Here is a 25,762-nt window from a genome sequence, read left to right as displayed (position 1 = left end):
CGCGGAGGTTCCCCCCCGCGCCTGTCGTCGTTCAGGACAGGGGCGTTACTGCCCCCAGATATAGATCGACGCGAAGAGGAAGAGCCAGACCACGTCGACGAAGTGCCAGTACCAGGCGGCGGCCTCGAACCCGACATGGCGTTCGGGCGTGAAGTCACCCCGCATGGCGCGGAACATGCAGACCAGAAGGAAGATCGTCCCGATGATGACATGGGCGCCGTGGAACCCCGTCGCCATGAAGAAGGACGCGCCGTAGATATTGCCCGAGAAGCTGAACGCCGCGTGGGAATATTCGTAGGCCTGAAGGATGGTGAAGAAGATACCCAGAACGGCGCCAAGGGCCAGACCGTTGATCAGGTCCTTGCGGTTGTTCTCATGCACAAGGGCGTGGTGCGCCCAGGTCACGGCGGCGCCGGAGCAAAGCAGGATCAGCGTGTTGATCAGCGGCAGGTGCCAGGGGTCGAAGGTCTCGATCCCCGCCGGGGGCCAGGGGCCATCGACGGCCGGATAATTCGGCCCCATCGGGTAAAGCGCGTTCTTGAAGAAGTTCCAGAACCAGGCCGAGAAGAACATCACCTCGGACATGATGAACAGGATGAAGCCATAGCGCAGGCCGATCCGCACCACCGGGGTGTGGTCGCCCGCATTGCCTTCATGGACCATCTCGGCCCACCAGCCATACATGACGTAAAGCACGATCGCGAGGCCGATCAGGAACATCCAGGGCTGGTTGTTTGACACCTGCGGCGACACCCAGAGCACCAGACCGAACAGCATGATGAAACCGCCGATGGCACCAAGGAAGGGCCAGAGCGAGGGGGGAAGGATGTGGTAGTCGTGGTTCTTTTCGTGCGCCATGTCGGTGTCCCTGAATTGCGACTTTTTCAGTTATAGCCTGCCGGTTTGGCTGCCGGAAGGCTCGCCTGCGTGTCGGGCAGTTCGGTTTCGTAGAAGGTGTAAGACAGCGTGATGTTGCGGATACGCCCGGCATCGGGATCGTCCACGATTTCCGGGTCGACGTAGAAGACGACGGGCATTTCCACCCGCTCATGCGGTTTCAGCACCTGCTCGGTGAAGCAGAAGCACTGGATCTTGGTGAAGTAATAGCCCGCGAGGTCGGGGGCGACGTTGTAGCTGGCCGTCCCGGCGACGGTTTCGTCGGTCGGGTTGTAGGCCTCATAAAAGGCCATGCCGCTTTCGCCGATCTTCAGCTTGATGGAGCGTTGCTTGGGCTTGAACTGCCACGGCATGTCGGGCGCGGTGTTGGCGTCGAACCAGACGGTGACATATTCGTCCAGCACCTTGTCCGAGGCCTGAACGCTGGTGTTCGTCGTCCCGGCATAGCCGGTCACGCGGCAGAACCACGAATAGAACGGCACCGCCGCCCAGGCCAGCGCCCCCATCGTGACGACGACGCCGACGAGGAGGGCCGCAACCTTGCTGTTGCCGTCAAGCTTCTTCATGGCTTCGCCTCCGCCGAGGGCGGATTGCCGTTCGCATCCTGACGCGAGACCTTGACCACGGTCAGGCCGAAGACGATCACGACAAAGGCCAGCAGCACCGCGCCAAGGCCCATGTTGCGACCGAAGCGGCGCTGGTGAAGTTCATGTTCCTTGTGAATCGCCATCACCAGCCCCCCAGCCCGTAGGCCTTCAGGCTCGCCTCGACCAGAAGCGCGCCGAAATGCAGGAAGAGATAGGCGAGCGAGAAGCGGAAAAACGCCTTTTCCGCCTTGTAGCCATCTGCCTCGGCCGCGCCCTCATCCCGCCGGAGAAGCTGCCAGCCGCCGCGGATGAAAAGCGCGTTCAGCACCACGGCCGCGAACAGCACCACCGGCCCGCCGACCGAGGACAGCGCCAAGGCCAGCGCGACCGGCGCCAGAAGCAGCGTGTAGACGAAGATGTGGCGCCGCGCCGCCTTGCGGCCATGCGTGACCGTCAGCATCGGCACGCCCGCGTTCGAATAGTCGTCCTTCATGAAGAGCGCCAGCGCCCAGAAATGCGGCGGCGTCCACATGAAGATGATCGCGAACATCAGCACCGATTCGACGCTGACCCCGCCCGTCGACACGGCCCAGCCGATCATCGGCGGAAAGGCCCCGGCGGCGCCGCCGATGACGATGTTCTGCGGCGTCGAACGCTTCAGCCACATGGTGTAGATGACGACGTAGAAGAAGATCGTGAAGGCCAGGAAGCCGCCCGCGAACCAGTTCGCCGCCAGCCCCAGCATCATCACCGAGATACCCGACAGCGCGAGGCCAAGGCCCAGCGCCTCGCCCTCGGAAACCTTGCCGGTCGGCACCGGGCGCCCCTTGGTGCGGCGCATGATGCGGTCGATATCGGCGTCGTACCACATATTCAGCGCGCCCGAGGCACCCCCGCCGAGCGCAATGAAGAGGATCGCGGTGAAGGCCACGAAAGGGTGGACCGGCACCGGCGCGACGATCAGCCCGACCATCGCCGTGAACACGACCAGCGACATGACACGCGGCTTCAGGAGCTGGACGAAATCGCCGAAGCCCGCTTCCCGCCCGTGGTCAATGGCGCTGGTGTCGCTCATCCGTTCTCCCCCGCCCGTCGCGGATCAGCCCCGCGCGGGCAACGCCGCTTCAGTTCGACGCAACCCGGACCGCGGCCGAATTGCCAAGCCCGGCCGTCTTGGTCTGCGCGACCCAGTCGTCATAGACCTGCTGGCTGACCACCTTCACGGTGATCGGCATATAGGCGTGGTCCTTGCCGCAGAGCGTCGTACATTGGCCGAAATAGACGCCTTCCTTCTCGGCCCGGAACCAAAGCTGGCCGATCCGGCCCGGAACGGCCGAATGCTGAACGTTGAAGGCCGGGATGTACCAGGCATGGATCACGTCCGAGGCGGTGACATCGACGACCACGTTCTTGTCGACCGGGATCACCACGGCGTTGTCGGCGGCCAGGCGATATTCGTCGGCGGTGTAGCCCGCGGCCTCAAGATCCTCGCGCGCCAGCATGAAGGCGTCGAAGCTGATGCCTTCGTCGGGATATTCGTAGGACCAGAACCACTGGTTGCCGGTCACCTTCAGATGCACGTCGGCGGCCGGGATCTCTTCCTGCTTGAACAGCACCGGCAGCGAGAAAGAGCCGAGAACGACGAGGATCAGCACCGGGATCAGCGTCCAGGCGATCTCAAGCGGGGTGTTGTGGGTGAAGCGGGCGGGCGTCGGGTTGGCGCGGCTGTTGAAGCGGACAATGGAGATCAGCAGCAGCACCATGACCAGCGCCACGACGGCGGCGCAGAGGATCATCAGCATATGGTCAAGCCACTGCTGTTCGCGCGCGGTCACGGTCGCCGCGGGCTGAAAGCCGATGCCTTCCGGGTGCGGCGCGCCAACGATCGGCAGGTCCGAGATCGCGTCCTGCGCGGCGACGGCACCGGCGAGGAGCGTTGCAGAGAGTGTGGCCCCGAGGCCGGCAAGTCTTTGTCCAAAGCGCATGTCTGTTTCCCGTGTCCAGCCGCGGCTTGTCTCGCCGCTTGCACTGATGGCCGCCCTCGACGACCGGTTGTATATCGAGACTGTAAAATCATATTAGTGCCCAAGCGACAAGCGAAACCGATGGAAAAACGGGACGCTTTTTGATCGAAGTCAAAGATCGTGAAGGACGTGCCATGCAAGAAGGTCGGTTTGACCCGTTCGAAACCCTGCTCGACCGCGACCGCGCCGAGGCGATTCTCGACAGCGCCCTGACCGGCGCCGAGGATGGGGAGCTTTTCCTGGAACGCCGCCGGTCCGAGGCGCTGGTCCTTGACGACGGGCGGCTGCGGAATGCCAGCTACGACGCCTCGGAAGGGTTCGGCCTGCGCGCGGTGAAGGGCGAGGTGTCGGGCTATGGCCATTCGACCGAGATTTCCGAGGCGGCGCTGCGGCGCGCGGCGGAAACCGCGCGGCTGGCCGTTGGCGCGGGCGGCGGGGTGCTGGCCGATGCGCCCGCGCGCACCAACCGCCATCTTTACCGCGACATCGACCCGATGGCGGATGCCTCCTTCGGCCTGAAGGTGGAGACGCTGCGCGAGATCGACGCCTATGCCCGCGCGCTGGACCCGCGCGTGGTGCAGGTCTCCGCCACCGTGGCCGCCTCGCTTCAGGAGGTGTTCATCCTGCGCCCCGGCGGCGGACTGGTCTCGGACATACGGCCGATGGCGCGGCTGAATATCTCTGTCATCGTGGAAGAAAACGGGCGGCGCGAAAGTGGCGGCACGGGGGGCGGCGGGCGGACCGGGCTTGCCGCGCTGATGACGCCCGAGCATTGGCAGGCCGAGGCGCGCGAGGCGCTCAGGATCGCGCTGGTCAACCTGCGCGCCGTCGATGCGCCCGCGGGTGTCATGGATGTGGCGCTTGGCGCCGGATGGCCCGGCATCCTGCTGCATGAGGCGGTGGGCCACGGGCTTGAGGGCGATGCCAACCGCAAGAAGACCTCGGCCTTCGCGGGGCTGATGGGGCAGCAGATCGCGGCGCGCGGCGTGACGGTGCTGGACGACGGCACCATCCCCGACCGGCGCGGGTCGATCACCGTCGATGATGAAGGGACGCCTTCGGGCCGCAACGTCCTGATCGAGGATGGCGTGCTGGTCGGCTTCATGCAGGACCGGCAGAACGCCCGGCTGATGGGGGTTGCGCCCACCGGCAACGGGCGGCGCGAAAGTTTCGCCCATGCGCCGATGCCGCGCATGACGAATACCTACATGCTGGGCGGCGCGGCCGATCCGGCCTCCATCGTCTCGGAGATGAAGGACGGGATCTATGCCGTCGGCTTCGGCGGCGGGCAGGTCGACATCACCAATGGCAAGTTCGTGTTTTCCTGCACCGAGGCCTACCGGGTGAAGAACGGCACCCTTGGCGATCCGGTCAAGGGCGCGACCCTGATCGGCGACGGGGCCACCGCGCTGAAGAACATCCGCGCCATCGGCAATGACATGAAGCTTGACCCCGGCATCGGCAATTGCGGCAAGGCGGGTCAGTGGGTGCCGGTGGGCGTGGGCCAGCCGACGCTGCTGATCGGCGGTCTGACCGTGGGCGGGGCCGGACGGTGAAACCCGCGCCGCTGTCGGCCGTGCTCGGCCTTGCCGTCATGATTCTGGCAGGCAGCACGGTCTTTTTCCATTACGTCGAGAACTGGGCCTGGCTCGATGCGTGGTTCTTCACCGTGGTCACCGTTTCGACCGTGGGCTACGGCAACCTGGTGCCCGCAACGGCGATCGGCAAGATCGGCACCACGGTCCTGATCTTCATGGGAATCGGCGTTTTCGCCCTGCTCGTCAGCCAGATCGGCGACCGGGTCGTGAAGCAGCGGCTGGAGCATCTTGAGGAAAAGCGCGAGAAAAAATCATCAGAGCGCGAATCGTAACCTTTGATTAACTCTGCCGCTGCATTCTGTCCCTGCGAATGAGGCGAAGGCACGAGGGACAAAAGGTTTGTTTTCTTACCCCACCCCCTTCACCCCACCCACCACGGAAGACGACAGACTGTCGTGGCTCCGTCTCATTCGCTCCCGCAGGGTCGGTGTCGTCACCTTCTGGCGCCTGCTCGCGGAACACGGGTCGGCACAGGCCGCGCTGAAAGCGCTGCCGGGGGTTGCCCGCTCGGCCGGGGTCAGCGATTACGCCGTCTGCCCGGAACATGTCATTCACGCGGAATGCAAGGCGGGAAAAGCCGCCGGGGCGCGGCTGATCTGCCGGGGCGAGCCCGCCTATCCACAAGCGCTCGCCGACCTTTCCGATGCCCCGCCCGTTCTCTGGATCAAGGGCGACGCGGCCGTTCTCGACCGCCCGATGGTGGCGCTGGTGGGCGCGCGCTCTGCCTCGGCACTTGGCACGCGCATCGCGCGCAAGCTGGCGGGCGATCTTGGCGAAGCGGGGATCACCGTCGTCTCCGGCCTTGCGCGCGGGATCGACACTGCGGCGCATCTGGCCGCACTTGGCACCGGGACGGTCGCCGTGATGGCAGGCGGTGTCGATGTGGTCTATCCGCCCGAAAATGCCGCGCTTGCCGGCGATATCGGGCGCGAGGGGCTGCTTCTGTCCGAACAACAGATGGGGCTTGACCCGATGGCGCGGCATTTCCCGCTGCGCAACCGGCTGATTTCCGGCCTCTCGCGCGGCGTTCTGGTGATCGAGGCGGCGGCGAAGTCCGGCAGCCTCATCACCGCGCGGCTCGCCCTTGACCAGGGGCGTGAGGTGCTGGCGGTGCCGGGCCATCCGTTCGACGCGCGCGCTTCGGGCTGCAACATGCTGATCCGCGACGGCGCGGTCCTGGTGCGCAGTGCCGAGGACGTGATCGAGGCGCTGGGGCTTGCCTCCGGCGACGCGGTGGACCGCACCGCGGATGAGGGCGCGGCAACCGGGGATGCGACGCCGCCGGTCGATGCGCCCGTCATGGCGGCGGGACGGCGGCCCCGGATGGAACGCCGCGACGCGACCCCGCTTGCCACGCTGCACGACCAGATCCTGCAACGCCTCGGCCCCAGCCCGGTGGCGGAAGACCAGCTGATCCGCGACCTCGGCCTGCCGACGTCAAAGATCGCGCCGGTGCTTGTCAGCCTGGAGCTTGAAGGCCAGATCCTGCGCCAGCCGGGCGGCCTGCTGTCACGCATGAACTAGGGCGGCCGCCCAAGGCACCCGGTTTCCTCGCCGGAACGCACAGCGCATCCCTGCTTCGGCCGGGCGGTTCCGGCAACGCCGCCGGCCGCCCCGGTCCCGCCTGCCGGGCGGTCCATTGACATTCCCACCCCATCCCCCACATGTTCCGCGCCCGAGAGCAAAAGCGTATTTCAAGAGGAAGTCATGGCCGTCGTCGTCGTTGAATCACCCGCCAAGGCCAAGACAATCAACAAATATCTCGGCTCCGACTACACCGTCCTCGCCTCTTACGGCCATGTCCGCGACCTGCCGCCGAAGGACGGCTCGGTCGATACCGAACACGGATTCGGCATGAAATGGGAGGTGGCGAGCGACAGCAAGAAGCATGTCCGCGCCATCGCCGAGGCGCTGAAATCCGACGATACGCTGATCCTCGCCACCGACCCCGATCGCGAGGGGGAGGCAATTTCCTGGCACCTGCAAGAGGCGCTGGCCTCGTCGATCAAGAAGGGCAAGACCGTCCGCCGCGTCACCTTCAACGCGATCACCAAATCCGCCGTGACCGAGGCGATGGCCCATCCCCGCGACGTCGACGCGCCGCTGGTCGAGGCCTATCTGGCCCGCCGCGCGCTGGACTATCTCGTCGGCTTCAACCTTTCCCCCGTTCTCTGGCGCAAGCTGCCCGGCGCGAAGTCTGCGGGCCGGGTGCAGTCGGTCTGCCTGCGCCTGATCGTCGAGCGCGAGATGGAGATCGAGGCCTTCAAGGCGCGCGAATACTGGACAGTGACGGCAACGCTCGTCACCCCGCGCGGGCAGGAATACCAGGCGCGGCTGACCGTCCTTGGCGGCAAGAAGCTTGACAAGTTCGACATCGCCAACGCGACCGCCGCCGAACTTGCCGTGCAGGCGATCACCACCCGCGACCTGGCCGTGAAGTCGGTCGAGGCGAAGCCCGCCGCCCGCAACCCCTATGCGCCCTTCATGACCTCCACCCTGCAACAGGAGGCCAGCCGCAAGTTCGGCATGGGCGCCAAGGCCTGCATGTCCGCCGCCCAGCGGCTTTATGAGGCCGGCCACATCACCTATATGCGGACCGACGGCATCGACATGGCGCCCGAGGCGGTCATGGCCGCGCGCGACGAGATCAAGCGGCGGTTTGGCGCGGAGTATGTCCCCGACAGCCCGCGCATGTACAAGAACAAGGCCAAGAACGCGCAGGAAGCGCATGAATGTATCCGCCCGACGGATATGAGCCTGTCGCCCGACAAGCTGAAGGTCGCCGACGACCAGAGGAAGCTTTACGACCTGATCTGGAAGCGCACCATCGCCAGCCAGATGGCGGCGGCACGGCTTGAGCGGACCACGGTCGATGTGGGCTCGTCCGACGGTCAGGTCGAATTGCGCGCCACCGGGCAGGTGGTGATGTTCGACGGCTTCCTCAAGGTCTATGACGAGGGCCGCGACGACGATGAGGGCGAGGACAGCGCCCGCCTGCCGCAGATCATGCAGGGTGAGGCGGCCGAAAAGCGCAAGATCGCGCCCGAACAGCATTTCACCCAGCCGCCGCCGCGCTATACCGAGGCGACGCTGGTCAAGCGGATGGAGGAACTGGGGATCGGCCGGCCGTCCACCTATGCCTCCATCGTCTCGACCATCCAGGACCGCGAATATGTGCGCAAGGACAAGAACCGCCTGATCCCCGAGGACAAGGGGCGGCTGGTGACGGCGTTCCTGACCAACTATTTCCGCCGCTATGTCGAATACGATTTCACCGCCGATCTGGAGGAGGAGCTTGACGACATCTCCGCCGGGGAACGGAACTACAAGGACGTGCTGGCCCGGTTCTGGCGCGATTTCACCGCCGCCATCGCGGAAACCGCCGATCTGCGCATCGGCGAGGTGCTGGAGAAGATCGACGAATTCCTCGCCCCGCATCTTTATCCGCCGCGTGAGGACGGGTCCGATCCGCGCATCTGCCCGACCTGCGGCGAGGGGCGGCTTAACCTGAAGACCGCGCGGTCGGGCGGGGCCTTCATCGGCTGCTCGAATTACCCGAACTGTCGCTATACGCGGTCGCTGTCGGCGGTGAATGGCGAAGAGGCCGGGGTGGCCGATCAGGTGCTGGGTGAGGATGCGGGCGACGACATCTGGCTGAAATCCGGCCGGTTCGGGCCTTATGTCCAGCGTGGCGAGGCGACGGAAGAGACGCCGAAACCCGCCCGCGCCAGCCTGCCCAAGGGCTGGGCCGCGGATGCGATGGACCTTGAAAAGGCGCTGCGTCTTCTGTCGCTGCCGCGTGAGATCGGGGCGCACCCGGAGGATGGCGAACTGGTCGAGGCGGGCATCGGGCGCTACGGGCCTTACGTCAAGCACGGCCGCGTCTATGCCAACCTGCCGGAGGTGGATGAGGTCTTTACCATCGGCATGAACCGCGCGGTGGAGGTGCTGGCGCAAAAGGCGCAACGCGGCGGGCGCGCATCGGCCCCGGCGGCGCTGCGGGAGTTGGGCGAGCATCCCGATGGCGGCAAGATCGAGGTCATGTCGGGCCGCTACGGGCCTTATGTGAAATGGGAAAAGGTCAACGCCACGCTGCCGAAAGAGGTTGAGCCGGAAACGGTGACGCTGGAACAGGCGCTTGAGCTGATCGCGGCCAAGGCGGCGAAGAAAGGCGGCCGGAAAACCGCCGCGAAGAAGCCTGCGGCGAAGAAGACCGCCGCCAGGAAACCGGCGGCGAAGGCCAAGGCGACCAAGGCAAAGGCGGGCAAGAGCGCCTGAGCCGTCCCGCGCGTCAGCCCAGCCCTTCGGGGTCGGGCGCGATCAGAAGGCGCCGGACCAGTTCGAAGCTGTTGCGCACCTTCAGCTTGCGGATCATGTTGGCGCGATGCACCTCGACCGTGCGGGGCGAACAGGTCAACGCCTGCGCGATTTCCTTGCTGGTGAAGCCGTTGACCAGATAACGCGCGACGCGCTTTTCGGCCGCCGTCAGCGGCCCGATGGGCGCCGCCTGCCGGTCGGCCAGCCGATAGGTCCAGACCGCGAGCTTCAGCGGATCGCCCCGATCAAGCGCGGTGCCGGACGCCTCCATCCAGACGACCTGCCCGTCCTTGCGGCGCATGAAGCGTTCGTCATGGCAGACCGCCTGCGCCTCAAGCGCCTTGCGCGCGCGTTCGCCGATGACCTCATAGTCGCTCTGGCCGGGATAAAGCATGCGGATCGACTGGCCCTCAAGCTCATCCGGGGTCCAGCCGAACACATCCTCGACCCGCAGGCTGGCCCGCAGGATCACCCGGTCGGCCAGTATCATCGTGGCATCCGGCCCGTGCAGGAAGGCCAGCCTCTCGAACTCCCGCCCGGTCCCGGTTCCGGTCACGCCGCCCATCTCCCCCTCCCCGCCGATACGTAGATATATACGTATTCTTACGGATGGCGATGCGCGGTGCAATCCGTCACCTTCCCTGCCCAAGGCGGCCTTCCGGGGGCCGCACCACCGGAAGGCAAGGAGGTTCCTGGTGAAGAAGGTATATCCCGATGCCGCAAGCGCCCTTGACGGGCTTTTGCAGGACGGCATGACGATCGCCGCCGGGGGCTTTGGCCTCTGCGGCATTCCCGAGCTTCTGATCGACGCCATCGTCGCCAGCGGGGTCAAGGACCTGACCATCGCCTCGAACAATTGCGGCGTGGACGGGTTCGGGCTTGGCAAGCTGCTGGACACCAAGCAGATCAAAAAGATGATGTCCTCCTATGTGGGCGAGAATGCCGAATTCATGCGCCAATACCTGTCGGGGGAGCTTGAGCTGGAATTCAACCCGCAAGGCACGCTGGCCGAACGGATGCGCGCGGGCGGCTGCGGCATTCCGGGTTTTTATACCAAGACCGGCGTCGGCACCGTGGTGGCCGAGGGCAAGGAAGTGAAAACCTTCGACGGGCAGGACTATATCCTCGAACGCGGGATCGTCGCGGACCTGTCGATCGTGAAGGCCTGGAAGGCGGATGAGACGGGCAACCTCGTCTTCCGCAAGACCGCGCGCAACTTCAACCCGCCGGCGGCGATGTGCGGCAAGGTCTGCGTGGTGGAGGTCGAGGAAATCGTGCCGACCGGCAGCATTGACCCCGACCTCATCCACCTGCCCGGCATCTATGTGCATCGCCTGATTCAGGGCGCGCATGAGAAACGCATCGAACAGCGCACCGTGCGCAAGCGGGAGGAAGCCTGATGCCCTGGGATCGTAACCAGATGGCGGCGCGGGCCGCCGAGGAACTGGAAGACGGGATGTATGTGAACCTCGGGATCGGCATCCCGACGCTGGTCGCCAACTATGTCGGCGACAAGGACATCACGCTGCAATCGGAAAACGGCATGCTCGGCATGGGGCCGTTTCCCTTTGAGGGCGACGAGGACCCCGACCTTATCAACGCGGGCAAGCAGACGATTACCGAGTTGAAGCGGACGGCCTATTTCGACAGCGCCACATCGTTCGGGATGATCCGGGGCGGCAAGATCGCCGCCGCGATCCTTGGCGCGATGGAGGTGGACGAAAAGGGTGACCTCGCGAACTGGATGATCCCCGGCAAGCTGGTCAAGGGCATGGGCGGGGCGATGGACCTTGTCGCCGGTGTCGGCAAGGTGATCGTCGTCATGGACCACACCAACAAGCACGGCGAATCGAAGGTGCTGAAGGAATGCACCCTGCCCCTGACGGGCAAGGGTGTGGTGGACCGGATCATCTCGAACCTCGGGGTGCTGGACGTGGTGCCGGGCGGGCTGAAGATCGTCCAACTGGCCGATGGCGTCACGGAAGAGGAGCTTCGCGCCGCGACCGAAGCCACGATCGTTGACTGATCCGGCGATCACGAAAGAGACCGGCCCGACCAAGGGCCGGTACGTCCTTCACGAGGGCGGGGAAGAGGCGGAGCTGACCTGGTCCGTCGTCAGCCCGACGAAGATCATCGCCGATCATACCGGCGTTCCCGACAGCCTGCGCGGCACCGGCGCCGGGCGGCGGCTGGTCGAACATCTGGTCGCGGATGCCCGCGCCTCGGGCTTTACCGTGATCGCGCTTTGCCCCTTCGTGGCGTCCATGGCGCGCAAGCACCCGGAGTGGGCGGACGTTTTCGCTTAAGGCGCCCCGGAAACTGTCGACTTTATCGAAACAAATTCATAATGCTGCCCCAATCCGTTGCTAGCGAGCGGGGCAATGATGAGTGCCGACCTGCCCCTTTCCCCACCAAGCCCCAAACCGCCCGCCCGGCGGCTACGGGACCGGCTTGTCATGGCGGGGCTGGGGCTTTTGTTCATCGCGGGCCTGATCGGCATGTTCGCCGCGACCGGGTGGGAGGAGACGACCGCCCAGATCGCCCGGCTGACGCTGTGGCAGGGCGCGCTGCTTCTCATGCTGTCTTTGGCCAATTACCTGCTGCGCGGGGTGCGCTGGCATCTGTTCGCGCGCCGTCTGGGCCTGCCGACGACGCTTGGCGCGGACATGCGCCATTTCCTTGGCGGTTTTGCCATGGTGGTGACACCGGGCCGCGTGGGCGAACTTGTGCGGATGCGCTGGCTGAAGCGCGAAACCGGCTGGGCTTATGAACGCACGGCGCCGCTGGCGCTGATGGACCGCGCCTCGGACCTGGCCGCGATGGCGGTGATCCTGGCGCTGTCGGTCGCGATCGCGGCGGGCGGCATGGGCGGCGCGCTGCCGGTCGCTATGCTGGCGCTTCTGGCCGCCTATGCGGCGACCCACCCCCGGCTTCTGGCCGCCATCGTGACGCGGGCCTATCGTATCACCGGCCGCTTCCCGCGCCTCTTCGCCCGCATCCGCGCCGCGGCCCGGTCGCTGCGTCATTTCACCCGCGCCTCGACAATCCTGCCCGCCATCGCGCTTGGCGTCGCGGGCTGGCTGGCCGAAGGCTATGCCTTTCACCTTCTCCTTGGCTGGATGGGGGCCGAGATCGGCCTTTGGAAAGCCATCGGCATCTTCGTTTTCGCCACCCTTGCCGGGGGCCTGACCGGCGCGCCGGGCGGGGTTGGCGGGGCCGAGGCGGCGATGATCGCGCTTCTGGCGCTTGACGGCGTGCCGATGGAGGTCTCCGTCCCCGCCACCGCCATCATCCGTGTCACAACACTCTGGTTCGCGCTGGGGTTGGGCCTTGCGGTCTTTCCCTTCGCCGAACGCCTTTCACTGAGACAGAAGAATGCTCTGGAAATCCGCTGACTATACCGGCTGGGGCCGCGTCCTGACCGCCACGGGCGAGGTTGCCCGCCCCGAACGCCAGGCTACGCTGGCCGCCGCGCTGGACGATGCTTTGGCCCCCGCGATGGGGATGCGGCGCAGCTATGGCGACGCCGCCCTGAACGACGGCGGCCGCGCCATCGACATGACGCGGCTGGACCGGATGCTGGATTTCGATCCCGAAACCGGCATCCTGACGGTCGAGGCCGGCGCGCGCGTGGGCGAGATCGCGGCGGCCTTTGGCCCCAAGGGCTGGCTGCCCGCCGTGATGCCCGGCACCGGGTTCGCCACCGTGGGCGGCTGCATCGGGCAGGACGTGCATGGCAAGAACCACCACCATGCGGGGTCGTTCTGCGAGCATGTGACGGCAATCACGCTGCGCACCGCGAAGGGGATCGTCGAGGTCACGCCGGAAAAGAATGCGGCCCTGTTCCGCGCCACGGCCGGGGGCCTTGGCCAGACCGGGGTGATCCTGAAGGCGAAGATGCGGCTGACGCCCTGCAAGGGCGACGTGATGGTGGTGACCGAACGGCGGATGACGGACTGGGACGATTTCATCGCCCATCTCGACATGTCGCAGGCGACCTATACCGTGGGCTGGATCGACGCGACGGCGAAGGGCGCTGCGCTGGGGCGCGGTATCCTTGAGGAAGGCGAAACCGGGTCGGGCCTGATGCCGACGAAGATCAAGCGCCGCAAGGTGCCGCTGGACGCGCCGAATTTCGCGCTTTCCTCCCCTATCGTGCGGATGTTCAACAACGCCTATTACCGGCGCGTGCCGGAAAAGGGGCGGACGGTCGTGCGGCCGATTTCGGACTTCTTCTTCCCGCTCGACAAGATCCACGACTGGAACCGGCTTTACGGCAAGCGCGGCTTTCATCAGTTCCAGTGCGTCGTGCCGCTGGATCAGGCCCCGGCGCTGCGCGAGATGCTGGCAGAGATCGCGGGTTCCGGCCTTGCCTCGCCGCTGGCGGTTCTCAAACGCATGGGACCGGGGCGCGCGGGATACCTGAGCTTCCCGATGGAGGGCTATACGCTCGCCGTCGATTTCCCGAACCGCGCCGCGGCGCGTGAACTTATCAAGCATATGCAGGCCCGCGCGGCCGAGGTTGGCGGGCGGATCTATTTCGCCAAGGACAGCCTCGCCCGGGCCGAGGAGATACCGGCGATGTACCCCGAACTTGACCTCTGGCGGAAGGAAGTGGCCAAGGCCGACCCTGACGGCGCGTTGCAGACCGACATCGTGCGGCGGCTGAAACTGCGGGGGGCGAAATGAACCGGACCTGGATCATTCTTGGCGCGACCTCTTCCATGGCGCGCGCCTTTGCGCGGGCGGTCGCGGAAACCGGCGCGGGCGTCCTGCTGGCGGGCCGCGATGTTGAGGATATGGCGGCGCTGGCCACCGATTGCCGCTTGCGCGGCGCGGCCCTGGCCGAGGTGGTGGCCTTCGACGCCCGCAAGCCCGAGGGCTTTGCAGGGATCGTCGCGCGGATGGAACAGGAAGAGGGCGAGTTGAACGCCGCTGTCTTCGTCGGCTCCATGCCGCCGCAGGCAGAGATCGACGCAGATCCGTCCCTGATCGACGGGACGGTCACCGACAGCTTCACCGGCCCTGCCCGCTTCCTGCAACTGCTGGCCCCGGTGATGGAGGCGCGCGGCGGCGGGACGGTGGTTGGCGTGGCCTCGGTCGCGGGCGACCGGGGACGGATCGGCAATTACGTCTACGGTGCGGCCAAGGCGGGCTTTGCGACCTACCTGTCGGGCCTGCGCAACCGCCTGACGCGGGCGGGCGGGCATGTGGTGACGGTGAAACCCGGCTTCGTCGATACCTCGATGACCTGGGGCCTGCCCGGCATGTTCCTTGTCGCCTCCCCCGAAAAGGTGGCCGAGGACATCCTGAAAGCCGTCAGGAAGAAGAAGAACGTGATCTACACGCCGTTCTTCTGGCGCTTCATCATGCTCATCATCATCCATATCCCGGAATTCATCTTCAAGAAGATGAAGATCTGACGGTCAGCCGCCGAACCACTGGCTCCACAGCCCGGCGGCCCAGAACATCAGGCTGAGCGTGATCATCAGGATGCCGATCCCGAACTTGTCGCGCATGGCAAAGACGATCGGGTCGTAATCCTGCTTGCCGAACCAGCCAAGCGCCACCATGCGGATCAGCCAGAGCGCCATCGGGATCATCGCAAGCCAGAGGATCCAGGTCGTCGGGTAAAGCAACTGGCCCTGATCGCTGATCGAATAAAGAAAGAAGATCAAGAGCGCGCCGATGGTGCCGATCCAGGCGACGTTCAGCAGATCGCCCCGGTCCGGGCGACCATAGCCCCGCCCCGGCAATCGTTCGTCTGATGTGGCCAGCGTCAGTTCCGTCAGCCGCTTCACGCAGCCAAGCGTGATGAAGATCGGGAAGATGAAGATCAGCATGTAGATGGAGACATCGACCTGCCCCGCCGCCGCGCCCGCGATCACGCGGATGGTGTAAAGCGCGGCCAGCGTCGAAATGTCGATCCACCGCATGCGCTTGAGCTTCAGCGAATAGGCCAGCGACAGCACCATGTAGAGCAGAACGACGCCAAGGAAGCCGATATTGATCGCCGCCGCGACGCCAAGCGCGAAGGCGGCGAGCAACAGGAAGGCGATCATGCCGGTCTGGATCGGGACGTTGCCGCTGGCGAAGGGGCGGCGGCATTTCGTCGGGTGCAGGCGGTCCGCCTCAAGGTCCAGAAGGTCGTTGACGATATAGATGGACGAGGCGGCGGCCGAAAAGGCGGCGATGCCCCAGAGGATCGGGATCAGCGTTTCCAGATCGAAGCGGTGCGCGGCGATCATCGCCAGAAGCAGCAGGACGTTCTTGACCCATTGATGCGGGCGCATCGCTTTCAGCAGCGCGCGCCAGCTCCACCCGCCCGCGATCTCCACCACGTTGCGGCCCTCGGCACTCAGCGCGCGGGCCGAGGGGACGTTGCCGACGACCAGCGCGTTTTCGGCGCGTTTCCAGACCGGCATGTCGGCGGAACTGTCGCCGGCATAGTCGAACCCGCCCTCGCCGAAAGTCTGGACCAGCACCTTCGCCTTCGCCTCACCCTTCAGGTTATGGCCGGGGTCCGAGGCGAAGACCTCCTCGCTCAGCCCGTATTCGCGGGCGAGCGGCTCCACCAGACTGCGGTCGGAGGCAGAAGCCAGCACCACCTCGCGCCCGGCCATGCGGCTGCGCAGCGCAAGGTCGGCGACCTCGGGGTTCACCGGCAAGAGATCGACCCGCAGCGGCGCGATCCGCGCCAGATCGGCCTTCAGCCGCGCGGGGTCGCGGAAATTGGCCAGCGTGGTGCGGAGCGTCGCCAGCGGATCGGTGCCAAGCCCGGCCCAGAACGTCTCGAACAGCATGTCGGTCTTGAGAAACGTGCCATCCACGTCCAGGACGAGCGGTTTGGTCTCGGTCATCTAGCGGGCCTTCATCCGTTCACGGCAAATACGCAACCATCCGACACAAGCTCGGGCGGGGTCAGGCAAAGCCCCCGCGCGACGGCCCAGGCCGCCAGCACCTTCGGCACATAGGCCCGCGTCTCGGCGAAAGGCGGCACGCCGCCATTGCCCTTGACGGAGTTTTCGCCGGAATTGTAGGCGGCGATCACCATCAGCGGGTCGCGGTTGAATTCCTTCATCAGCCAGTCGAGATAGGCCACACCGCCCTTGATGTTCTGGGCGACATCGGTGCTGTCCTCGACGCCGAAACGGTCGGCAGTGGCCGGGATCAGCTGCATCAGGCCCACCGCCCCGGCCGAGGAAACGGCCGTCGCCTTGCCCGCGCTTTCGACGCTGATGATGGCAAGGACCAGCGCGGGGGACACCTCGGTTCCGATGGTGGCCTTCAGGATCTCGCTCCCATGCGCGGCGGCGATGTCGTTAAGGTGCTGAAGCCGCGGCGCGGGAACCGCCGCGCCCTTCGGCGCCTGCGTCAGGGCCTGCAACGCGGCCGAGAATCGCCCGTCCCCGTCGGCAATGCCGGGCGAGACGATCTTCCAGTACCAGTCATAGGCGCTGGCCGGTGGCGTCGGATCGGCGGGCAGAAGCGCGGGATCGGCCTTGCCCTTCGGGATCGGGTTTTCCGGCAGCGGCAGCGCACCGGCGGCCAGACGGCGGGCCTGCTCCTCGGGGTCGATCTGCACCGTGATGCGCTTTGGCCCGCCGGTGGCGGTCTTGCCCGCGCCGGGGGCGGAGATACGCTTGAAGGTGAAGTCGGGGTAAGGTTCCGGCGTGGTTTCGGCCAGCGCGACGGAAGACATGGCCGCCAAAGCGGCCGCGACCATCATGGCAATCCTCTTGCCCTGAGCCATCTGCCTGTACTGCTTGTTCATCGTTCTTGGGCGTTTGTCGCAGATTACATGCGACCGGGCCAGCCTTTCGCGCCCGCCCCCGCCGAATTGCACGCCTGTCAGGCGTTTTGGCAACAGCAGGGGACACGCGACACGGGAAGTCTGTATTTTTTCGTATATTTTTCAATGAATTACTCCAACCTCAACAGATTATTCATCCCTTCAAAAAGTACGATCCCCGCCCAACTCCTGCCACGATTCGGGGGCCATATACCCCCATGCCGAGACGGAACGGGCCAAGGCGCAGCCACCCACAAACCCCGTCATCGGATGGTGCAACGGGCGAACCTACGGAGAATGACAATGAAATTTTTCAAGCTTGCGAAGAAGTTCAACGAAGAAGAAGAAGGCGCGGTCACGGTTGACTGGGTCGTGCTGACCGCCGCCGTCGTGGGCCTCGGCGTGGCCGCTCTGGCCGCCGTCAAGAAAGGCACCATGAACGTCACCGGCAAGATCGACGCCTACCTGTCCAGCGTCACGATCGACACCAACTGATCGACCTGACAGACGGTTCAAGCTGCGCCCCCGCTTCGGGGGCGCAGTTTTTTTTGGCGCCAGGGGAACAGCTCCGCCCACCGCGCCGTTTCACTTCGGGTCTTTGCATTGGCTGCCCGCCGGTAATATGATGTGTGGCGAAGCGATGCTGTAGGTGGATCCGCCGCAGACCGGCAAGCCCACCAAAGGCGGTGTCCGGCCCGTGCCGGTAACCACCCCGATGGAGATGACGATGAAGTTCTTCAAGCCGACGAAGACATTCCACGACGCCGAGGATGGCGCGGTCACGGTTGACTGGGTCGTCCTGACCGCCGCTGTGGTCGGACTGGGCGTGGCGGCGCTTGCCACCATCAGGAAAGGCACGGACAGCCTGACCGACAAGATCAACAATTATCTGTCCAGCGTCACCATCGACACCAACTGACCGGACGGGCGGCGCCCCGGTGCAACCGGCCGCAAGGCGCGATTTCTCTGCATGGCCAGACACGGCCCCGCCAGGCGGGGCCGTCGTTATTTTGCGCCGCCCCACCCTTCCCCGCCACGGAAACATTCGCCGCCTTCTGTTTCCGACATTTGGTCGAATTACACAGAAAAACTATGTGCCTGCCCAAGTTGGAACACGATTCGCGGCGATAACAGCTTCATCCAAGGCGGAACGGATCACAGGCGAAGCCACTCAGGTCCCTCCCGCAGGAGTGTGTAACGGGCGAAACAACGGAGAACGACAATGAAATTTTTCAAGCTTGCCAAGAAATTCAACGAAGAAGAAGAAGGCGCGGTCACGGTTGACTGGGTCGTGCTGACCGCCGCCGTCGTGGGCCTCGGCGTGGCCGCTCTGGCCGCCGTCAAGAAAGGCACCATGAACGTCACCGGCAAGATCGACGCCTATCTGTCCAGCGTCACGATCGACACCAACTGATCGACCTGACAGACGGTTCAAGCTGCGCCCCCGCTTCGGGGGCGCAGTTTTTTTTGGCGTTCCAGGAACGGCAGATCGGCGCATCGGCGCGGCCAGCGGAACGATCACGGGATGGAAACACCAAGCCGGATCTGTTTCCAAACCGGCGTAGAAATACACAGAAAAAAACGGACCACGCCCAAGTTGGAACACGATTCGCGGTGATAACAGCTTCATCCAAGGCGGAACGGACAAGGCGAAGCTAGCCCGCGTATCTGTCTCAGGAGTGTGTAACGGGCGAAACAACGGAGAAAGTCCATGAAATTTTTCAAGCTTGCGAAGAAGTTCAACGAAGAAGAAGAAGGCGCGGTCACGGTTGACTGGGTCGTGCTGACCGCCGCCGTCGTGGGCCTCGGCGTGGCCGCTCTGGCCGCCGTCAAGAAAGGCACCATGAACGTCACCGGCAAGATCGACGCCTATCTGTCCAGCGTCACGATCGACACCAACTGATAGCCGACACTGCGCTTTCCGGCCCCAGGCGGGGCCGGAAACACATCTGACGGACATGACAGTTCCTGCGCGGCCGTACAGAGTATATGGAGACTGCGATGAAGATGCGGATCAAATTCAAGGATTTTACCTCGGAAGACGACGGCGCGGTCACGGTTGACTGGGTTGTGCTGACCGCATCGGTCTGCGGTCTCGTGGTTCTCGCGATTGCGGGCCTCCAGGGCAACATGACCAGCATCGGCGAGAACGCCGGGAACATCCTGTCAAACCTGACGATCAACACGAACTGAGCCACGGCTCAACCGTGCTGCCATTGGAAAGCGCCCATTTTCAAATGGGCGTTTTCCTTGTATGAGCACTCACAATGTTTCCGATTGGGCGAAATTTCACCCAATCGGCGCGCTTTGACCACCCTTTCGCCGCAATCCACAACAATGTAGTCATGTCGCGGCGCCTCGCATTCCGACCTTCCAGGTGGGTGGCGCATTACTGACGAAAGGACGAAGGATGCGTTTGGTATTTGGCTTGGTTTTGGTCCTTGGCATCGGACTTGCAGGATTTGCGGTCTACATGGCCCAGGACTACATTGCGCAGACCCAGGCCGAGCGTGACCGGCTTGCCGCCGAACAGCGCAACGCGCCGCGGCTTGTCGATGTGGTCGTCGCCAAGAAGGCGCTGAAATACGGCGACCGTTTCACCCGCGCCGATCTGGAAGTCATCAAGGTTCAGGACGGCAAGACGCCCAAGGGGGTCTTCAACGCCGTCGTCGCGCCGCAGGACGGCAACAAGGCCATCAACCCGGTCTTCTGGGAAGGCGAGACGCGGTCGCGCGCGACGCTGCGCAGCTACGAACCCTATGAACCGATCCTGGGCGAGAAGATCACCGAACCCGGCGTCGATGCAGGCATCAACGCCAATCTCAGCCCCGGCATGCGCGCCTTCACGATCAACGTCGACGTCAGCACGGGTGTTTCCGGCTTCCTGCGGCCGGGCGACCGGGTCGACGTCTACTGGAGCGGCCAGATCAACGGCCAGGACACCGCCAAGCTGATCGACGAGGCCGTGCGCCTGATCGCGATCAACCAGAGCGCGGATGCCGACCGTTCCGAGGAAACCATGATCGCCCGCACCGTGACCATCGAGGGCAGCCCCCAGCAGGTCGCGGCGCTGGCGCTGGCGCAGCAGACCGGACGGCTGACGCTGTCGCTGGTCGGGACGAATGACACCGCGACCGTCGGCGCGCTTGAGATCGACCGCAACTCCCTTCTGGGCATCCAGCAGGAAGTGGCCGCGCCGGAAGCGCCGAAAGAGAAGGTCTGCACGATCCGCACCAACAAGGGTGGTGAGGTCGTGGAGACCGTCATCCCCTGCACCAACTGATCTGTCGTTTCCGAAGCCGGAACGACCGATCCCTCTGACAGATGCACAAGATGCGGTGCCGCCCACTGGGCGGCGCTGCTACACTTGCCGGTCTGTTGCCTGCATCCCACATAAGAGTCGCTTCGCAACGCATTGATTCTTGCAAAAAAACCCTTCCTGCCGCATTGTGTCGGGCAAACGGGCATCAAAGACCCACCCTGAGGCGTGATCGGAGAGGCAGGTCACATGAGTATGAAAACCACTGTTGCGGCAGGGATGCTGGGCATTTCGCTTACCCTGACCGCCGTGCCGATGGCACATTCGGAAACACTTAAGATCGTCAACGGCACGGCGTCGAGCACGCTCAACGTCTCGATGAACCGGGCGGTGATCGTCGAATCCGACCAGCCCTTCGCAGAGCTTTCGATCGCCAACCCCGGCATCGCGGATATCTCCACGCTGTCGGACAAGTCGATCTACGTTCTGGGCAAGGCGCCCGGACGCACCACGCTGACGCTGCTGTCGCCCGAGGGCAAGCTTATCACCAACGTGGACGTTCAGGTCTCACTCGACGTCGCGGAGTTCAAGGAACGGCTGCAACAGATCATTCCGGGCGAGAAGATCGAGGTGCGCACGGCCAATGACGGCATCGTGCTGTCGGGCGTCGTGTCCTCGACCGCAAAGCTTGACCGCGCGCTTGACCTCGCCGAACGCTATGCGCCGGGCCGGGTGTCGAACCTGATGAATGTCGGCGGTGTGCAGCAGGTGATGCTGAAGGTTCGCTTCGCCGAGATGCAGCGCAGCGTGACCAAGCAGCTTGACGGTTCCTTCGGCTTCAACCGGACGGGCGGGTCGAACTTCCAGGCTGGTGTCGCGGGCAATATCGGCGGCATCAACAACGTGCTGGCCGGAACGTCGGTCACTACCTCGGCCAATGGCGCGGTCGGCTTCAGCTTTACCACGGGCGCGTTCCAGTTCGGGGTTCTTCTCGAAGCGCTGGAAAGCAAGGGCCTTGTGCGCACGCTGGCGGAACCGAACCTGACCGCCCTTTCGGGGCAGGAGGCGAAGTTCCTTGCCGGTGGCGAATACCCGATTCCGGTTCGCAGCTCCGGCAGCGACTCGGTCACGATCGAATACAAGCCCTTCGGTGTGGAGCTTGCCTTCACGCCGACGGTGGTCGATGGCGACATCATCAACCTGCAACTGAAGGCGGCGGTTTCGGCGCTGGATACGGCGAACTCCTCCACCACAAACGGATACACCGTCAATTCCTTCAAGCGGCGCGAAACGGAAACCACCGTCGAGATGCGCGACGGCGAAAGCTTTGCGATTGCCGGCCTGTTGCAGGACGACTTCAACGATGTTGCCGGTCAGGTTCCCTGGCTGGGCGACATTCCGGTGCTGGGCGCGCTGTTCCGCAGTTCCAGCTATCAGCGTCAGCAATCCGAGCTTGTGATCATCGTGACGCCACATCTGGTGTCGCCGACGCGCGGCGAGGCGCTGGCCCTGCCGACCGACCGGGTCAAGCCGCCCACCGAGGCCGAGTTGTTCCTGTTCGGCAAGACCTCCCGCACCGGCCGGTCCAACAGCGCGGTGGGCGAGGTTGCCCGGCAGGACTACACCGGCTCCTATGGCTATGTGATGGAGTGAGACAATGAAGAGAACACTTCTCATTCTGTCCGCAGGCATCGTGACGCTGGCCGGATGTTCGCGCGAGACGAATTTCGCCCGCTCCTTCTATTCCGAGGCGGGGTCGGAGATCGAGACGCGGGACTTCGGCAACGCGACGATGAACAACACGGAAGTCCAGAAGAAAGAGCATGACTTTGCCATCGACCTGACGCGGCGCTTTGCCGCCGATGTGCCGAACACGGTCAACTTCGCCTTCAACAGTGCGGTTCTGGACGGTGACGCCCAGGCGGCGCTGCGCAAGCAGGCGGACTGGATCCGGCAGTTCCCGGAGGTACGCTTCCGCGTCTATGGCCATACCGACCTTGTCGGATCGAACGCCTTTAACAAGCGTCTTGGCCTGCGCCGCGCCCAGGCGGTCGTGTCCTACCTCAGCAGCCTCGGCATCAGCCGGTCGCGGCTTGAGGCGGTGTCCTCCTTCGGCGAGACGCAGCCGGTCGTCTACACGCAGGACCCGAACCGGCGCAACCGCCGGACGGTGACCGAGGTGTCGGGCTTTGTCCATACCAACCCGCTGGTGCTGAACGGCAAATACGCCCAGATCATCTGGCGCAGCTATATCGAAAGCGCCACCTCCAAGCCGATCGTGACGATCTCGGGCCAGGCCACAGGCGGCGAGGGCGGCTAAGGCGAGTTCAGGGCGATTGTTTCGCGTTCTGGGCGGGCTTTGGCGACAAAGCCCGCCCCACTTGTTTTATCGTCTACGCTCATCGCATAATTACGATGATTTAGCCCCATTATTGCCAAGATTCTCCGCGAGTTTCACAGTCGAGAGTAATGGCGCGTCCAGAGAGTCGCGCGGGGTGTTCGGGTTTGGGAAATGGTCCATTCGATGACGAAGCGGATTTATAAGGACCATTCCCAAAGACCAGGTGAAGAAGGACGTGTGGGAATGAGCAGTGTTGCAGCGTTGCAGCCGGAACCGGCGCCGATTGTCGCGTGTACGATCTCGCGTGATGTCAGCAACTTCGATCTTCTGATCGAGGACATGGAAACGGAGCTTGGCGAAAGCTGGGGCGATCTGACCTTCGATGACGCCATCCTCTTTCTGAACCAGCCCGACGCGGATTCGCTTGAATTCGTCGCGGTGGCGGTCGATTCGGATGACGAAAGCGATCTGGCGCGGATCTCCGGCATCATCACGACCGCCAAGGAGAAGGGGGTGAAGATCATCCTCATCGCCGAAGAGGTCAGCCCGATCGCGCTGCACCAGCTTCTCAAGCTTGGGGCCGACGACTTCGTCCCCTACCCGCTTCCCGAGAACGCCCTGCATGAGGCGATCGAGCGGCTTCAGCAGGCGCCCGGCCCCGATGCCTATATGGAACAGAACGCCGCGACGCCGAGTTTCAAGCCGAAGGGCGACCGCAATGGCGTGATCCTGCCGGTCCACGGCCTTGCAGGCGGCACCGGCGCGACGACACTGGCGGTCAACCTCGCCTGGGAACTGGCCACGATCAGCAAGGACAACGCCCCGCGCGTCTGCCTTCTGGACTTCGATTTCCAGTATGGCTCTGTCTCGACCTATCTCGACCTGCCGCGTCGCGAAGCGGTCTATGAGATGCTGGCCGATACCGCCTCGATTGATAATGTCAGCTTCCTCCAGTCGCTTCTGACCTTCAACGACAAGCTGCATGTGATGACCGCGCCGTCGGAAATGCTGCCGCTCGACATCGTGAATTCGGAAGACATCAACCGCGTGCTGGATGTGGCGCGGGCGAATTTCGACTTCGTCGTGGTCGACATGCCCTCGACCGTGGTCCAGTGGACCGAGGCGGTGCTGCACCAAGCCGACGTCTATTTCGCGACCATGGAACTGGACATGCGGTCGGCCCAGAACACGCTGCGGATGATCCGCGCGCTGAAGGGTGAGGAATTGCCCTTCGAAAAGCTGCGCTATGTCCTGAACCGGGCGCCGAAATTCACCGACCTTTCCGGCAAGAGCCGCGTCAAGCGGCTGGCCGAAAGCCTCGACATCTCGATCGAGCTTCAGTTGCCCGACGGCTCGAAGCAGGTCACGCAATCGAACGACCATGGCCTTCCGCTGGCCGAGACGGCGGCGAAGAACCCGCTTCGGAAAGAAGTGGCCAAGCTGGCGAAGTCGATCTTTGAACTGAACAGCGCCGCGGAAGCCGCGGGCGCATAAGGCTGGGACCCAGACATGTTCTCGCGTTACAAGAAATCTGCGCCCCCCGCACCGGCCGCCGCCGCAGCCAAGACCGCGGCCCCGGCCCCCGCGGCAGGCGCCAGCCCTTCCGCCATGCGCAAGCCGCTGCCGGCCAAGGCCGCCGCGACCAACATCGCAGGCGACAAGGAGCGCAAGCGCAAGGAGCGGATGGGCGAGCTGAAGGTCGAGCTGCACAAGCGCCTTCTCGACAACCTCAACCTTGGCGCGCTGGAACATGCCAGCGAATCCGAGCTTCGTCAGGAGATCGTGTCGATCTCCACCGAGGCGCTGGAAGAGATGAGCATGGTCCTGAACAAGGACGAACGCGGCACCCTCTTCCAGGAGCTCTACAACGAGGTCATGGGCCTTGGCCCGCTGGAGCCGCTGCTTCAGGACGATACGGTCAACGATATTCTGGTCAACGGGCCGCAGCAGGTCTTCGTCGAACGGGCGGGCAAGCTTGAACTGACGGACACGACCTTCAAGGACGAACGCCACCTTCTGCGGATCATCGACAAGATCGTGTCGGCCGTGGGCCGGCGGGTCGACGAATCGAACCCCTATGTGGACGCCCGTCTTGCCGACGGCTCGCGTTTCAACGCGATGGTGCCGCCGATCGCGGTGGACGGGTCGCTGGTTTCGATCCGTAAGTTCAAGAAAGAAAAGCTCGCCATCGACGACCTCGTGAAATTCGGGGCCTTTACCGAAGAAATGGCGGCCTATCTTCAGGCCGCGGTCGCCTGCCGGCTGAACGTCATCGTCTCGGGCGGTACGGGTTCGGGTAAGACGACCACGCTGAACGCGCTGTCGTCGTTCATCGACAACTCCGAACGCATCCTGACCATCGAGGACACGGCGGAACTTCAGCTTCAGCAGACCCATGTGGGCCGGATGGAAAGCCGCCCCGCCAACGTCGAGGGCAAGGGCGCCGTCACCCAGCGCGACTGTCTGAGGAACGCGCTTCGTATGCGTCCCGACCGGATCATCGTCGGTGAAACGCGCGGCGAAGAGGTTATCGACATGTTGCAGGCCATGAACACCGGCCACGACGGGTCCATGACCACGATCCACGCCAACTCGGCCCGCGACGGTATCAGCCGTCTGGAAAACATGATCGCCATGGCCGGGATCGAGATGCCGATCAAGGCGGTGCGGAGCCAGATCGCCTCGGCCGTCAACCTGATCGTGCAGGCCTCGCGCCTTCAGGACGGTTCGCGCCGGATGACCTCGATCACCGAGATCACGGGCATGGAAGGCGACGTCATCTCCATGCAGGAGTTGTTCCGGTATGAGCGTCTGGGCCTTGCGCCCGACGGCAAGATCATTGGCCGTTTCACCGCCACCGGCGTCCGGTCCGCCTATGCCGACCGCTTCCGGTCCTGGGGCTATGACCTGCCGGCGTCGATCTACGAACCCGTCGCGGCGGAGTAAC

At 64.4% G+C, this 25,762-nt stretch carries 28 protein-coding genes; 20 read left to right on the top strand and 8 right to left on the bottom strand.

The window, feature by feature from the left end:
- Window positions 1-45 precede the first annotated feature (45 nt).
- From LX70_RS05950 to coxB, 5 genes are read right to left on the bottom strand one after another with little or no spacing between them, the layout of a single operon-like run.
- Complete coding sequence (locus LX70_RS05950) at window positions 46-858, bottom strand: cytochrome c oxidase subunit 3 (RefSeq protein WP_105513655.1); 813 nt, start codon at window positions 856-858, stop codon at window positions 46-48.
- A gap of 26 nt (window positions 859-884) precedes the next feature.
- A complete protein-coding gene (locus LX70_RS05945; protein ID WP_105513654.1) occupies window positions 885-1,463 on the bottom strand; it encodes a cytochrome c oxidase assembly protein in 579 nt (192 codons plus the stop codon).
- Window positions 1,460-1,627, bottom strand: coding sequence for a hypothetical protein (locus LX70_RS20680; protein ID WP_170076132.1), 168 nt, complete (start codon window positions 1,625-1,627; stop codon window positions 1,460-1,462). The genes LX70_RS05945 and LX70_RS20680 overlap by 4 nt, the downstream gene beginning before the upstream one ends.
- A complete protein-coding gene (gene cyoE / locus LX70_RS05940; RefSeq protein ID WP_105513653.1) occupies window positions 1,627-2,559 on the bottom strand; it encodes a heme o synthase in 933 nt (310 codons plus the stop codon). Before cyoE ends, LX70_RS20680 begins: the two co-directional genes overlap by 1 nt.
- 49 nt (window positions 2,560-2,608) lie before the next feature.
- On the bottom strand, window positions 2,609-3,469 hold the full coding sequence (gene coxB, locus LX70_RS05935) for a cytochrome c oxidase subunit II (RefSeq protein ID WP_105513652.1): 861 nt from the start codon (window positions 3,467-3,469) through the stop codon (window positions 2,609-2,611).
- A gap of 173 nt (window positions 3,470-3,642) precedes the next feature.
- Between coxB and tldD the strand changes: the two genes are divergently transcribed.
- The 4 genes from tldD (at window position 3,643) to topA (ending at window position 9,384) form a co-directional block, all read left to right on the top strand.
- Entirely contained in the window at window positions 3,643-5,064 is a 1,422-nt protein-coding gene (gene tldD, locus LX70_RS05930) for a metalloprotease TldD (RefSeq protein ID WP_105513651.1), read from the top strand.
- A complete protein-coding gene (locus tag LX70_RS05925) occupies window positions 5,061-5,378 on the top strand; it encodes a potassium channel family protein (protein ID WP_245884972.1) in 318 nt (105 codons plus the stop codon). The genes tldD and LX70_RS05925 overlap by 4 nt, the downstream gene beginning before the upstream one ends.
- A 67-nt stretch (window positions 5,379-5,445) precedes the next feature.
- Window positions 5,446-6,630 (top strand): DNA-processing protein DprA, encoded by a 1,185-nt coding sequence (gene dprA, locus LX70_RS05920; protein WP_245884970.1) that lies wholly within the window; start codon window positions 5,446-5,448, stop codon window positions 6,628-6,630.
- A gap of 183 nt (window positions 6,631-6,813) precedes the next feature.
- Complete coding sequence (gene topA, locus LX70_RS05915; protein ID WP_105513650.1) at window positions 6,814-9,384, top strand: type I DNA topoisomerase; 2,571 nt, start codon at window positions 6,814-6,816, stop codon at window positions 9,382-9,384.
- A 13-nt stretch (window positions 9,385-9,397) separates the two neighbouring features.
- Here topA and LX70_RS05910 read toward each other — a convergent pair whose 3' ends face one another.
- A complete protein-coding gene (locus tag LX70_RS05910; RefSeq protein WP_105513649.1) occupies window positions 9,398-9,988 on the bottom strand; it encodes a LuxR C-terminal-related transcriptional regulator in 591 nt (196 codons plus the stop codon).
- A gap of 130 nt (window positions 9,989-10,118) precedes the next feature.
- On the opposite strand from LX70_RS05910, the gene LX70_RS05905 reads away from it, so the two are divergent.
- From LX70_RS05905 to LX70_RS05880, 6 genes are all read left to right on the top strand, one after another.
- Window positions 10,119-10,823, top strand: coding sequence for a CoA transferase subunit A (locus LX70_RS05905; protein ID WP_105513648.1), 705 nt, complete (start codon window positions 10,119-10,121; stop codon window positions 10,821-10,823).
- Window positions 10,823-11,449 carry a 3-oxoacid CoA-transferase subunit B gene (locus LX70_RS05900; protein ID WP_105513647.1) on the top strand — a complete coding sequence of 209 codons (627 nt, stop codon included), beginning with the start codon at window positions 10,823-10,825 and terminating at the stop codon, window positions 11,447-11,449. Before LX70_RS05905 ends, LX70_RS05900 begins: the two co-directional genes overlap by 1 nt.
- The gene (locus tag LX70_RS05895) at window positions 11,442-11,729 is read left to right on the top strand and encodes a GNAT family N-acetyltransferase (protein WP_105513646.1); all 288 of its coding nucleotides are present in this window, start codon (window positions 11,442-11,444) and stop codon (window positions 11,727-11,729) included. Before LX70_RS05900 ends, LX70_RS05895 begins: the two co-directional genes overlap by 8 nt.
- A 75-nt stretch (window positions 11,730-11,804) precedes the next feature.
- Entirely contained in the window at window positions 11,805-12,818 is a 1,014-nt protein-coding gene (locus LX70_RS05890; protein ID WP_105513645.1) for a lysylphosphatidylglycerol synthase transmembrane domain-containing protein, read from the top strand.
- Window positions 12,799-14,112 carry an FAD-binding oxidoreductase gene (locus LX70_RS05885; protein ID WP_105513644.1) on the top strand — a complete coding sequence of 438 codons (1,314 nt, stop codon included), beginning with the start codon at window positions 12,799-12,801 and terminating at the stop codon, window positions 14,110-14,112. Before LX70_RS05890 ends, LX70_RS05885 begins: the two co-directional genes overlap by 20 nt.
- Window positions 14,109-14,846, top strand: a complete 738-nt coding sequence (locus LX70_RS05880) for an SDR family NAD(P)-dependent oxidoreductase (RefSeq protein ID WP_105513643.1) — start codon at window positions 14,109-14,111, stop codon at window positions 14,844-14,846. Before LX70_RS05885 ends, LX70_RS05880 begins: the two co-directional genes overlap by 4 nt.
- 3 nt (window positions 14,847-14,849) lie before the next feature.
- On the opposite strand, the gene LX70_RS05875 is transcribed toward LX70_RS05880, so the two are convergent.
- On the bottom strand, window positions 14,850-16,283 hold the full coding sequence (locus tag LX70_RS05875) for a UbiA family prenyltransferase (protein ID WP_105513642.1): 1,434 nt from the start codon (window positions 16,281-16,283) through the stop codon (window positions 14,850-14,852).
- An 11-nt stretch (window positions 16,284-16,294) separates the two neighbouring features.
- Complete coding sequence (locus tag LX70_RS05870; RefSeq protein ID WP_105514139.1) at window positions 16,295-17,149, bottom strand: lytic transglycosylase domain-containing protein; 855 nt, start codon at window positions 17,147-17,149, stop codon at window positions 16,295-16,297.
- A 369-nt stretch (window positions 17,150-17,518) separates the two neighbouring features.
- Between LX70_RS05870 and LX70_RS05865 the strand changes: the two genes are divergently transcribed.
- The 10 genes from LX70_RS05865 (at window position 17,519) to LX70_RS05820 (ending at window position 25,761) form a co-directional block, all read left to right on the top strand.
- On the top strand, window positions 17,519-17,710 hold the full coding sequence (locus tag LX70_RS05865) for a hypothetical protein (protein WP_105513641.1): 192 nt from the start codon (window positions 17,519-17,521) through the stop codon (window positions 17,708-17,710).
- Window positions 17,711-17,864: 154 nt separating this feature from the next.
- Window positions 17,865-18,134 carry a hypothetical protein gene (locus tag LX70_RS05860; protein WP_425430575.1) on the top strand — a complete coding sequence of 90 codons (270 nt, stop codon included), beginning with the start codon at window positions 17,865-17,867 and terminating at the stop codon, window positions 18,132-18,134.
- Window positions 18,135-18,437: 303 nt separating this feature from the next.
- Complete coding sequence (locus tag LX70_RS05855) at window positions 18,438-18,629, top strand: hypothetical protein (protein ID WP_105513641.1); 192 nt, start codon at window positions 18,438-18,440, stop codon at window positions 18,627-18,629.
- Window positions 18,630-18,926: 297 nt separating this feature from the next.
- Window positions 18,927-19,118, top strand: coding sequence for a hypothetical protein (locus tag LX70_RS05850; protein ID WP_105513641.1), 192 nt, complete (start codon window positions 18,927-18,929; stop codon window positions 19,116-19,118).
- Between the two features lie 98 nt (window positions 19,119-19,216).
- Window positions 19,217-19,408, top strand: coding sequence for a hypothetical protein (locus LX70_RS05845; RefSeq protein WP_245884969.1), 192 nt, complete (start codon window positions 19,217-19,219; stop codon window positions 19,406-19,408).
- 217 nt (window positions 19,409-19,625) lie between these two features.
- Complete coding sequence (cpaB, locus tag LX70_RS05840; protein WP_105513640.1) at window positions 19,626-20,498, top strand: Flp pilus assembly protein CpaB; 873 nt, start codon at window positions 19,626-19,628, stop codon at window positions 20,496-20,498.
- A gap of 225 nt (window positions 20,499-20,723) precedes the next feature.
- Entirely contained in the window at window positions 20,724-22,127 is a 1,404-nt protein-coding gene (locus tag LX70_RS05835) for a type II and III secretion system protein family protein (protein ID WP_105513639.1), read from the top strand.
- Between the two features lie 4 nt (window positions 22,128-22,131).
- Window positions 22,132-22,794 (top strand): OmpA family protein, encoded by a 663-nt coding sequence (locus LX70_RS05830; protein WP_105513638.1) that lies wholly within the window; start codon window positions 22,132-22,134, stop codon window positions 22,792-22,794.
- Between the two features lie 264 nt (window positions 22,795-23,058).
- Window positions 23,059-24,309, top strand: a complete 1,251-nt coding sequence (locus LX70_RS05825; protein WP_105513637.1) for a CpaE/TadZ family protein — start codon at window positions 23,059-23,061, stop codon at window positions 24,307-24,309.
- 15 nt (window positions 24,310-24,324) lie between these two features.
- The gene (locus LX70_RS05820) at window positions 24,325-25,761 is read left to right on the top strand and encodes a TadA family conjugal transfer-associated ATPase (RefSeq protein WP_105513636.1); all 1,437 of its coding nucleotides are present in this window, start codon (window positions 24,325-24,327) and stop codon (window positions 25,759-25,761) included.
- Window position 25,762: the final 1 nt, after the last annotated feature.

This window comes from Albidovulum denitrificans, from assembly GCF_002973535.1.
In the GTDB taxonomy this organism is placed as follows: Bacteria; Pseudomonadota; Alphaproteobacteria; order Rhodobacterales; family Rhodobacteraceae; genus Albidovulum; species Albidovulum denitrificans.
This window is presented reverse-complemented; position numbering and strand designations above follow the sequence as displayed.